Annotated in this window: 11 protein-coding genes; 8 read left to right on the plus strand and 3 right to left on the minus strand. The window is 57.5% G+C overall.

Annotated features, from left to right (window positions below; translation table 11 throughout):
* From AAAC48_RS18725 to AAAC48_RS18755, 7 genes are all read left to right on the plus strand, one after another.
* The coding region (locus AAAC48_RS18725) for an ABC transporter substrate-binding protein (RefSeq protein WP_340655633.1) at positions 1 to 683 on the plus strand (683 nt) is incomplete at its 5' end.
* A 147-nt stretch (positions 684 to 830) separates the two neighbouring features.
* Positions 831 to 1,781, plus strand: coding sequence for a sugar ABC transporter permease (locus AAAC48_RS18730; protein WP_340655634.1), 951 nt, complete (start codon positions 831 to 833; stop codon positions 1,779 to 1,781).
* A gap of 10 nt (positions 1,782 to 1,791) precedes the next feature.
* On the plus strand, positions 1,792 to 2,631 hold the full coding sequence (locus AAAC48_RS18735) for a carbohydrate ABC transporter permease (protein ID WP_340655635.1): 840 nt from the start codon (positions 1,792 to 1,794) through the stop codon (positions 2,629 to 2,631).
* Positions 2,628 to 3,689, plus strand: coding sequence for a Gfo/Idh/MocA family oxidoreductase (locus AAAC48_RS18740; protein WP_340655636.1), 1,062 nt, complete (start codon positions 2,628 to 2,630; stop codon positions 3,687 to 3,689). Before AAAC48_RS18735 ends, AAAC48_RS18740 begins: the two co-directional genes overlap by 4 nt.
* Positions 3,690 to 3,717: 28 nt before the next feature.
* The gene (locus AAAC48_RS18745; protein ID WP_340655637.1) at positions 3,718 to 4,719 is read left to right on the plus strand and encodes an ABC transporter ATP-binding protein; all 1,002 of its coding nucleotides are present in this window, start codon (positions 3,718 to 3,720) and stop codon (positions 4,717 to 4,719) included.
* Positions 4,720 to 4,817: 98 nt separating this feature from the next.
* Complete coding sequence (gene mgrA, locus AAAC48_RS18750; RefSeq protein WP_340655638.1) at positions 4,818 to 5,879, plus strand: L-glyceraldehyde 3-phosphate reductase; 1,062 nt, start codon at positions 4,818 to 4,820, stop codon at positions 5,877 to 5,879.
* Positions 5,880 to 6,007: 128 nt separating this feature from the next.
* Positions 6,008 to 7,327 carry a UDP-glucose/GDP-mannose dehydrogenase family protein gene (locus tag AAAC48_RS18755; protein ID WP_340655639.1) on the plus strand — a complete coding sequence of 440 codons (1,320 nt, stop codon included), beginning with the start codon at positions 6,008 to 6,010 and terminating at the stop codon, positions 7,325 to 7,327.
* A 173-nt stretch (positions 7,328 to 7,500) separates the two neighbouring features.
* Here the strand turns inward: AAAC48_RS18755 and AAAC48_RS18760 are convergent, their stop codons facing one another.
* Both AAAC48_RS18760 and AAAC48_RS18765 read right to left on the minus strand, forming a co-directional pair.
* A complete protein-coding gene (locus AAAC48_RS18760; RefSeq protein WP_340655640.1) occupies positions 7,501 to 7,689 on the minus strand; it encodes a hypothetical protein in 189 nt (62 codons plus the stop codon).
* Positions 7,690 to 7,993: 304 nt separating this feature from the next.
* Positions 7,994 to 8,899 carry an NAD(P)/FAD-dependent oxidoreductase gene (locus tag AAAC48_RS18765; RefSeq protein WP_340655641.1) on the minus strand — a complete coding sequence of 302 codons (906 nt, stop codon included), beginning with the start codon at positions 8,897 to 8,899 and terminating at the stop codon, positions 7,994 to 7,996.
* A gap of 149 nt (positions 8,900 to 9,048) precedes the next feature.
* On the opposite strand from AAAC48_RS18765, the gene AAAC48_RS18770 reads away from it, so the two are divergent.
* Positions 9,049 to 9,507 carry an Rrf2 family transcriptional regulator gene (locus AAAC48_RS18770; protein WP_340655642.1) on the plus strand — a complete coding sequence of 153 codons (459 nt, stop codon included), beginning with the start codon at positions 9,049 to 9,051 and terminating at the stop codon, positions 9,505 to 9,507.
* A gap of 24 nt (positions 9,508 to 9,531) precedes the next feature.
* Here the strand turns inward: AAAC48_RS18770 and fae are convergent, their stop codons facing one another.
* A complete protein-coding gene (gene fae / locus AAAC48_RS18775) occupies positions 9,532 to 10,071 on the minus strand; it encodes a formaldehyde-activating enzyme (protein WP_340655643.1) in 540 nt (179 codons plus the stop codon).
* Between the last annotated feature and the right edge of the window lie 278 nt (positions 10,072 to 10,349).

Consider the following 10,349-nt stretch of genomic DNA (forward strand, 5'->3'; position numbering starts at 1 on the left):
TGGGTTACCAGAACATCGGACCGACCTACTGGAAGGGCGAGGAAGGCCGCGCCAAGCTGATCAAGGGCGAGGAAAAGCTGACAGATGCTGATTGGGTCGAGCCATTCAAGGTTCTTGCCAAGTGGAAGGACTATCTTGGCGACGGTTTCGAAGCCCAGACCTATCCGGACAGCCAGAACCTGTTCACGCTTGGCCGTGCTGCAATCTATCCGGCTGGCTCGTGGGAAATCGGTCTGTTCAACACGCAGGCTCAGTTCAAGATGGGGGCATTCCCGCCGCCGGTCAAAAATGCCGGTGACGCCTGCTATATCTCCGACCACAATGACATCGGTGTTGGCCTTAATGCCAAGAGTGGCCATCCGGAAGAAGCCAAGAAGTTCCTGGAATGGGTCGCTTCTCCGGAATTCGCGGAAATCTACGCCAACGCGCTACCGGGCTTCTTCAGCCTGAACTCGACACCGGTGAAGATGGCCGACCCGCTTGCGCAGGAGTTCGTCTCCTGGCGCGAAAAGTGCAAGCCGACGATCCGTTCGACCTATCAGATCCTGGCGCGCGGCACGCCGAACCTCGAGAACGAAACCTGGGTAGAATCGGCTAACGTGATCAACGGCACCGATACGCCGGAAGCTGCCGCCAAGAAGCTGCAGGACGGTCTCGATAGCTGGTACAAGCCTGCCAAATAACGATCAATAGCCGGAATGTCCGTTATGGGCGTTCCGGCTATTTCTTTATCTGAAGCCTAACGATTGCCGTTAAGCTATCATCTTGCCAAAGGCAGCCGTGTGCGGCGTCAAGCAAGGCCAAAAATCAAAAGCGGGGTCCCGGATTTAATGACCACAGTCGCAGAAGTATCGATTGATAAAGGCGAGGACACGCGTCAGCGGCGCTGGCACATTATAGTGTTCCTGGCTCCGGCATTGCTCGTCTACACGGCCGTGATGATCCTGCCGCTGATCGAGACGCTGCGGCTCTCCCTGTTCAACGTCAAGGACGGGCAGAGCGTTTTTGTCGGGTTCGGTAATTTTCAGGTGCTCTTCGGCGATCCGCGCTGGGCTGCCAGCTTCTGGAATGCCCTGCGCAACAATTTCGTTTTCTTCCTCATCCACATGCTGGTGCAGAATCCAATCGGTGTTGCGCTCGCCGCACTCCTTTCGGTGCCGAAGTTGCGCTTTGGCGCGTTCTACCGGACTGCAATGTTCCTACCGACCCTGCTGTCGTTCGTGATCGTCGGCTTCATCTGGAAGCTGATCCTGTCGCCGATCTGGGGCGTCTCGCCGTATCTTCTCGATCTGGTCGGATTGAAGTCGCTGTTCTCGCCCTGGCTGGGCAAGCCGAGCACCGCGCTGATCGCCGTGTCGCTGATCTCGGTGTGGCAATATGTCGGCATCCCGATGATGCTGATCTATGCCGCCATGTTGAACATTCCGGATGAAGTGTTGGAAGCGGCCGAGTGCGATGGCGTCACCGGCTGGAGCCAGTTCTGGAAGATCAAGCTGCCGCTGATCCTGCCATCGATCGGCATTATCTCCATCCTTACTTTTGTCGGCAATTTCAATGCGTTCGACCTGATCTATACAGTTCAGGGTGCACTGGCCGGGCCTGACGGATCGACTGATATTCTTGGTACCTTGCTTTACCGCACGTTCTTCGGTTTCCAGCTGCAGATCGGCGATAAATCGATGGGCGCGACAATCGCAACGGTGATGTTCCTCATCATCCTGTCGGGTGTCTGCCTCTATCTCTTTGCCATCCAGCGGCGCATGCGCCGGTACCAGTTCTAGGATCAAGTCCATGGCAAAACCAACCGCATCCCCCATCCGCACCGGCCTCGTTCATCTCGCTCTCGGCACCTATACGCTGATCGCACTGTTCCCGGTGTTCCTGACTGTCATCAATTCGTTCAAGGACCGCGCTTCGATATTCCGCGACCCGCTTGGCCTGCCGACACCTTCGACGTTCAGTCTCGTTGGTTACAATACGGTGCTGACGCAGGGCGATTTCGTTCTCTATTTCCAGAACAGTTTCATCGTGACCGCCGTCTCGATCTTCTTCGTGCTGCTATTCGGCGCAATGGCTGCATTTGCCCTGTCCGAGTATCGTTTCAAGGGCAATACGATGATGGGTCTTTACCTCGCGCTCGGTATCATGATCCCGATCCGTCTTGGTACCGTGGCTATTTTGCAGGGCATGGTTGCGGCCGGGTTGGTCAATACGCTGACGGCGCTGATCCTCGTCTATACGGCGCAGGGCCTGCCGCTTGCGGTCTTCATCCTCACGGAATTCATGCGGACGGTGTCGGACGATCTGAAGAATGCAGGGCGCATCGACGGTCTTTCGGAATATTCGATCTTCTTCCGGCTCGTATTGCCGCTGGTCAGACCTGCCATGGCGACCGTTGCCGTCTTCACGATGATACCGATCTGGAACGATCTTTGGTTCCCGCTGATCCTCGCGCCGAGCGATGCGACCAAGACCGTGACACTGGGATCGCAGGTATTCATCGGCCAGTTCGTAACCAACTGGAATGCGGTTCTCGCCGCACTGACCCTCGCTATCGTGCCCGTGCTTGTCCTTTATCTCATCTTCTCGCGGCAGCTGATCCGCGGCATCACTTCGGGAGCGGTCAAATGACGGCACAAAAGCCAATCCGGGTTCTAGTCGCAGGGCTCGGCAATATGGGCCGAAGCCATGCGCTCGCCTACCACAACAATCCGGGCTTCGAGATAATCGGGCTGGTCAACCGTTCGGTGGTGCCCCTGCCGGAGGAATTGCGCTCCTACACGATCCATCCATCGTTCGAGCAGGCCCTGGCTGACCTCAAGCCCGAGCTGGTATCGATCAACACCTACTCGGATAGCCACGCCGACTATGCCGTGGCCGCGATGGTGGCGGGGGCGGATGTTTTCGTGGAGAAGCCGCTGGCAACCACTGTTGCCGACGCCGAACGCGTCGTGGCCGCGGCCAGGAAACACGGCCGCAAGCTGGTGATCGGCTATATCCTGCGCCACCACCCATCCTGGGTGCGGCTGATCGAGGAGGCGCGCAAGCTTGGCGGCCCTTATGTGTTCCGCATGAACCTCAACCAGCAGTCGAGCGGTGCCACGTGGGAAACCCACAAGTCGCTGATGAAGACAACGTCGCCAATCGTCGATTGTGGTGTGCATTATCTCGATGTGATGCTGCAGATCACCGACGCTAAGCCCATTCAGGTGCGTGGCATGGGCGTGCGCCTCTCCGACGAAATCGACGCGAACATGTATAATTACGGCCACCTGCAGGTGCTGTTCGACGATAATACGGTCGGCTGGTACGAAGCAGGATGGGGTCCGATGATGTCGGAGACCGCGTTTTTCGTGAAGGACGTGATCTCACCCAACGGTTGTGTGTCCATCGTCATGGACCAGAATGCAAAGTCGGATGATATCGACTCACACACCAAGACTTCGACCATACGATTGCACTCGGCCAAAGCCGGACCGGATGGCCGCTTCGCCTTGCCGGATGAGCTTTTGAACATGGCCGGTGAGCCCGGACATCAGGAGCTTTGTGATCTGGAGCAGGCCTTTGTTCTCAAGGCAATTCGCGAAGATCTCGACCTTAGCCGCCACATGCAGGATGCGGTGCGGTCGCTCAGCGTCTGCCTTGCGGCGGATCAAAGCGTGCGAACCGGCAAGCCGGTTGATCTATGAATTTGAATCAAGAAACGGGAACAAGACATTGGGTTCTTTGAAGATTGAAAATATCCGCAAGTCCTTCGGCCATGTGGACGTGCTGAAAGGCATCGACCTTGAGGTCAAGGATGGCGAGTTCGTGATTTTCGTCGGGCCGTCGGGCTGCGGCAAATCCACCTTGCTGCGGGTTATTGCCGGGCTTGAGGATGCCACATCGGGCGACATCCTGATCGATGGCAAGAAGGTTAACAACACTCCGCCCGCCAAGCGCGGCATCGCCATGGTGTTCCAGACCTACGCGCTCTATCCGCATCTTTCGGTTCGCGACAATATGGGGCTCGGCCTGAAACAGGCTGGCAAGCCGGCGGACGAGATCAAGGAACGTACCAAGATCGCCTCTGCCATGCTATCGCTTGATGACTATCTCGAACGGCGCCCGGCAGAACTGTCGGGTGGCCAGCGTCAGCGCGTCGCCATCGGCCGCGCCATCGTTCGAGAGCCGCAACTGTTCCTGTTTGACGAACCGCTTTCAAATCTCGATGCCGCGTTGCGTGTCAACACGCGCCTGGAAATCGCACGCCTGCACCGGCAACTGAAGGCAACCATGATATATGTGACTCATGACCAGGTCGAGGCGATGACGCTTGCCGACAAGATCGTCGTGCTCAACAAGGGTAAGATCGAACAGGTTGGCTCACCGATGGAACTCTATAATTCCCCCCAGACGATCTTTGTCGCCGGTTTTATCGGCTCGCCGCAGATGAACCTCATTGAGGCAGGCAAGCTCGGCCAGAGCGGCGCCAAGACGATCGGCATCCGGCCGGAGCATATTCAGGTCAGCAAGACGTCAGGCGAATGGAAGGGCTCCGTGATCCATGTCGAGCATCTCGGCGCTGACACGATCATCTATCTCCAGACCGACTTTGGTCCACTGACGGTTCGCCTTTTTGGTGAGCACAATTACGATGTGGATGGCGCGCTCTATGCAACGCCCGATGCCGGGCGGACCTATCGGTTTGATAATGACGGGCAGGTTATCAAAGCGTGACGATTCATGTCATGACATCATAAGGGGTTTGGGTCATAGTCCGGCGCGCCCGGAATCATATCCGCGCTGCTGATACGGACAGGAACAGGACGACGATCATGAGCTGGACACCCAATCCCACGCGCTATGACACGATGAAATATAATCGCTGCGGCAGAAGTGGTCTCCACCTCCCGGCTATTTCCCTGGGGTTGTGGCACAATTTTGGCCATGACACGCCGCACAAGGTCAAGCAGGCGATCTGCCGCCAGGCTTTTGATCTCGGTATCACCCATTTCGACCTTGCCAATAATTACGGTCCGCCGCCCGGCTCTGCGGAGGAGGCGTTTGGCGAGATTTTGCGAAATGATTTCAAAGGTTATCGCGATGAGCTGATCATCTCCTCCAAGGCGGGATACAATATGTGGCCGGGGCCCTATGGCGAATGGGGCAGCCGCAAATATATGATCGCCAGCTGCGATCAGAGCCTGAAGCGGCTCGGCCTCGATTATGTCGACATCTTCTATTCGCACCGGTTTGATCCGGATACGCCGCTCGAAGAGACGATGATGGCGCTGGATCACATCGTCAGATCTGGCCGCGCGCAATATGTCGGCCTTTCCTCCTACAATTCGAAGCGTACCCGCGAGGCGGAAGCCATTCTTGAAGAACTTGGCACGCCTTGTCTCATCCATCAGCCAAGCTATTCGATGATCAATCGCTGGATCGAGGAAGATGGCCTTATTGATACGCTCGAGGAACTCGGTCTCGGCTCCATCGTGTTCTCGCCGTTGGCGCAGGGCATGCTGACCGACAAATATTTGAAGGGTGTGCCGGATGAGAGCCGGGCGGCGCAGGGCAAGTCGCTCAATCCCGATTTTTTGAATGAGCGCAACGTTGCCAACATTCGTGCGCTCAACGAGATTGCAACCAAACGCGGGCAGACGCTGGCCCAGATGGCACTTGCCTGGGTGCTCCGGAAGGGCCGTATCACCACGGCGCTGATCGGCGCCAGCAAGCCCCAACAGGTGATCGATTGCGTCAAGGCGCTCGACAACCTCGAATTCACCGATGCAGAGCTTGCCGAGGTCGATCAATATGCGAACGATGCCGATATCAACCTGTGGGCAGCCTCGGCTGAACGCAAGGGCCCGCAGCGCAACCCGCCGCAGCGCGGTTGAAGCATTGATCGTAAGCGCCTGCGACATCGTTGCCGCAGGCACTCTCATCGCAAATGCCAAGATTGGCAGCGCGCTTGTAATATGCGAAATGTCTGCACCCAGAAATTGATACGGATTGGAACCCTTCGATGAAAATTGCGATGATCGGGACCGGCTATGTCGGTCTGGTGTCGGGCGTCTGCTTTGCGGAATTTGGCTTTCAGGTCACGTGCGTCGACAAGAACCCGGCCATCATCGAACGGCTGCAGGCGGGTGAGGTCACGATCTACGAGCCTGGTCTTGATGAACTGCTGGTGCGTAATGCACGCGACGGGCGGCTGGTCTTCACGACTGATCTCGCCACGACCGTCGCCGACGCCGATGTCATCTTCATTGCAGTAGGCACGCCCTCCCGACGCGGCGATGGCGAGGCCGACCTCCAATATATCTACGCTGCCGCCGGCGAAATCGCCGCTGCGATGAAGCCGGGCGCCGTCATCGTTATCAAGTCTACGGTGGTTGTCGGCACCAACGCCGATGTGCGCGCGCTCATTGCCACGGCGCGTCCGGACGTGCCCTTTTCCATGGTCTCCAACCCGGAGTTCCTGCGTGAAGGCTCGGCGGTCGAGGATTTCTTGCGGCCCGACCGGGTTGTCGTGGGCGTTCACGACGAGGCCGGCGCTATTGCGATGAAGCGCGTTTACCGTCCGCTATATTTGCGCGAGACGCCAATGATTATCACGACGCTCGAAAATGCCGAGATCATCAAATACGCCGCGAACGCCTTCCTCGCAATGAAGGTAACCTTCATCAACGAGGTGGCCGATCTTTGCGAAAAGGCCGGCGGAAATGTCCAGGATGTGGCACGGGCGATCGGCATGGACAACCGCATCGGCTCGAAGTTCCTGCATGCAGGACCAGGTTTCGGCGGATCGTGTTTTCCGAAGGACACGCGCGCCTACGCTGCAACCGGTCGCAAGAAGGATGCGCCCCAGACCCTGATCGAACAGGTCGTCACCATCAATGAAAAGCGCAAGCGTTCCATGGCCGAACGGGTCATCGATGCTGCGCAGAAAAGCGGCGCCAAGACGATTGCGGTTCTCGGCATCGCCTTCAAGCCCAACACTGACGATATTCGCGAGTCTCCCGCGCTCGACATTATTCCCCTGTTGCAGAAGGCGGGTCTGACCGTCCGGGCGCACGATCCGGAGGCCCGTACGGCGGCCGAGCCGGTCCTGCCAGGCGTCGTGTGGTGCAAATCCGGCTACGAGGCCGTCGACGGGGTCGGCATCACGCTGCTCCTCACCGAATGGAATGTCTACCGGGCCCTCGATCTAAAGCAGGTCGCAGGTCTGATGAGCGGAAATATCCTGTTCGATCTTCGCAACGTCTATAGCGGCCAGGATATTGAGGGCACTGGTCTCGACTACCGGTCGGTTGGAAGGCCGCTGGTGGGTAAGGGCGTTTAGCGCGTCACGTGTGACTAGCCGCCCTGCAACTCCAATGAAAAGGGTGTCCGCTCCCATATTTTTTCAATCTTGTAGGTTTTAACGGAGAATGCCTCCCATTCGTGGAGGATTGGGGCAATTCCAGTGCGATCTTCCGCCACGAGGGCCGGAAAGAACTGAGATGATTGAAATGCTCAAGCACCGCCTTGGAGTTGCAACGCAACGTCAAATTCGCCTTTTATCGCTGGTATCAGAACTTCGAAACGCTCAATCGTGGCTGACCTGACCCATGGCATCGGAAGACCATAGAGGTAGGCAAAATAGTCTTCCAGACTTTCGATGGCGTAGAGTTGCGGTAGCGCTTCCTCAATCATATCCAGCATTTGTGTGATCGTTTCCGGCTTCGTGATATTCCACCCGGCTTTCCTGATTGTACTCGCTTTAGTTGCCTTGCCAAAAGCGGGCACCCCAGCCGGGAGGATCCGTTGCCGTTCTAGGGACAAGTAGACGAACCATCATGCGTGGTCCGAAGTGCTGGGGGTCCCTGCGGCTTTCGATATAAACGCCACGCAATAGGTGGCGGACGGGCTTAATGAACACGAACCGTCCAATCGACACAAGGTCAGTGCGCTGGCGCCGATGTATACGAGTGCAGCCGCCGCCCGCATTCGATTGCAGCGGCCCCCGTTAGCTTGCCTTTCGCACGATGAGAGACTGGTGGGCACCGAGCCCCGCCATCACACCCGTGGCGGATGCCAGCGTGGCATTGGCCATTGGGCTTGCCGCGTCGCCTGCAGCAAAGACACCTGCAACCGTGGTTTCTTTCCGGTCGTCCACGCGAATGTAAGCTCCCAGCGGTCCATCATCGAAGGCGCACCCGAGCTGCTCTGCAAGGGAGCTCGCCATGTGCGTCTTCGGGGCTGTGAAGAGGGCTGCGACAGGCACGATCCTGTCATCACTGAGCCTGACGGCTTCAAGCACGGGCGCTTTGCCAAGAAGCTCCACGATCGGCGTCCGCTCGATACGAACGCCGCGCTCAGTCAGATCTGCGGCTTGCTCGTCGTCCGGCTCGAATACGCCTTGCGTAAAATAAGTGGTCGGACCCCAGTCAGGTAAGAGCACGGCCTGATGCAGCGACAAGGGATGATTGGCGAGGATGCCGACGGCTTGGTTACGCACCTCGTAGCCATGACAATAGGGGCAATGCAGAACGGTGATGCCCCAACGTTCCTGCATGCCCGGTATTGGAGGTAACTCGTCACGCACGCCCGTTGCCAGGACGAGACGTAAGGCAAATTCTTGGCGCCCGTGGGCCAGTGAAATAGAGAAACCACCTTCAACCGCGCGTGCGGTAACCGCCTCCACGTCAGCGAACTCAACTGTGGGGTAGAGGGCGAGTTGTCGTTTGCCCTCACGAACGATCTCGCGCGGCGGCTTTCCGTCCTGGCCGAGAAAGCCGTGCGACGTTTTGGCGAAGCGATTACGCGGATGCCCCGCATCGACAACGAGTACCTTCCGGCGGGCCCTGGCAAACTGCATTGCTGCTGATAAACCGGCAAAACCGCCACCGACAACAATGAGATCATACGCCATAGTTCTTCCCTTTCAGCAGGTGGGTGGGCTGACAACAAGATTGAAAACAACATAAGTTACATGAAACGGGGAAGTCAATCCACATGTAACTAATCTTGTTACGGAATGGAATTTGGTGTGCTATAGGGTTTATCAGGAGCAAACGGACGATGAGACACGACAGCCGGCTATCGCGCATGCTGCATGTCCTGATCCATATGGATCGGCACAACGGCTCAGCGACTTCGGAAAAAATCGCGCAAATGCTGAACACAAATCCGGTTGTTGTGCGTCGAACAATGGCGGGATTACGGGAAGAGGGCTACGTTCGTTCCGAGAAGGGCCATGGCGGGGGCTGGACACTTGCCCGTCCGCTTGGGGAGATTTCCCTGCTGGATATCCACCGGGCTCTTGGAAGCCCCGAGGTGTTTGCGATCGGGCTGGCGGTAGACCATCCCGACTGCCTGGTGGAACAATCAGTCAATGCAGCCTTGCGGGACGCTTTCACGGAAGCAGAGGCAATCCTCATCTCACGCTTCGCAGGGGTGACGATCGCTGACATCGCGCGTGACTTCGACGACCGTTTCAACAACTGCGATCAGCCGCAAGGGCCAGGCGCTTGCAATTAGGCCGGAGTTGACCGGCCATTTGCTCTAGTAGTCGATCACACCATCCAGTGCGTAATGCTTGATCGTCTTACGGTTTGCGATCAATTCCTCGACCGTCGGCGACCCGGTCATCGCCCGCGAAATGGCCAGTTTCGTCGCTTCATAGTTGGTACGATAAAGATCCTTGTGGTCGAGATTTTCGTCTTCGGCACAACGCGGATCGAGCCAGACCGTGATGATCATGCAAAGTTCATCAGCCTGGTCCTTGGGGAGAATATCCTCGATCAGGCAGTCGACGATCGCATCGCCCATGGCCGCCTGAACTACGCCGCCGAGCAATTCAGCATAGGCCATGTTCTTGATGGTCACTTTCGTGGTCATCATCGTGGCCGGCCGTACCGCCTGGTTGAGGTCACGGACCACGAACATGCGTGTATGACCCTTGACCTGACCCATCATTGACGCGAACGCGTGCCCTACCGGACCCCTGACCGACCCGATCACAACCTCCGGCATGGCGTCCGTTACTTGACCCTCTGCCGCCAGAACAGTCGCTTCACCCGTACGAAACCAAATGTCTGTCATGTTTTCTCCCCTTGATTGCGGCTCGAACCTATTGGCAAGGCTTAGACCCGTCCAGTTGACGAAAAGTCGCTAATCCCTCCCCCTTGGAACGGGTAGGTTTTGCAGGACCAGTCGACATTCTGTTCCGATTTATTCCACCGCCTTGTACAGGGTGATGGTCGTCCTGCGGCCCTTGCTGTAGTTGACGCCAGATACGGTTGCAACCGCCGCGACCGATCTCTCGCCCCGGGGCAGGCTCCTGATAAACGCGTCGTGTTCGCGCTCGTCGACAGCCGAAA

The organism is Phyllobacterium sp. (assembly GCF_037994405.1).
Classification (GTDB): domain Bacteria; phylum Pseudomonadota; class Alphaproteobacteria; order Rhizobiales; family Rhizobiaceae; genus Phyllobacterium.

Coding starts and splice junctions, on each gene's coding strand:
- AAAC48_RS18730 (WP_340655634.1), top strand. CDS start 831: ATGACCACAGTCGCAGAAGTATCGATTGATAAAGGCGAGGACACGCGT.
- AAAC48_RS18735 (WP_340655635.1), top strand. CDS start 1,792: ATGGCAAAACCAACCGCATCCCCCATCCGCACCGGCCTCGTTCATCTC.
- AAAC48_RS18740 (WP_340655636.1), top strand. CDS start 2,628: ATGACGGCACAAAAGCCAATCCGGGTTCTAGTCGCAGGGCTCGGCAAT.
- mgrA (WP_340655638.1), top strand. CDS start 4,818: ATGAGCTGGACACCCAATCCCACGCGCTATGACACGATGAAATATAAT.
- AAAC48_RS18755 (WP_340655639.1), top strand. CDS start 6,008: ATGAAAATTGCGATGATCGGGACCGGCTATGTCGGTCTGGTGTCGGGC.
- AAAC48_RS18760 (WP_340655640.1), bottom strand. CDS start 7,689: ATGCTGGATATGATTGAGGAAGCGCTACCGCAACTCTACGCCATCGAA.
- AAAC48_RS18765 (WP_340655641.1), bottom strand. CDS start 8,899: ATGGCGTATGATCTCATTGTTGTCGGTGGCGGTTTTGCCGGTTTATCA.
- AAAC48_RS18770 (WP_340655642.1), top strand. CDS start 9,049: ATGAGACACGACAGCCGGCTATCGCGCATGCTGCATGTCCTGATCCAT.
- fae (WP_340655643.1), bottom strand. CDS start 10,071: ATGACAGACATTTGGTTTCGTACGGGTGAAGCGACTGTTCTGGCGGCA.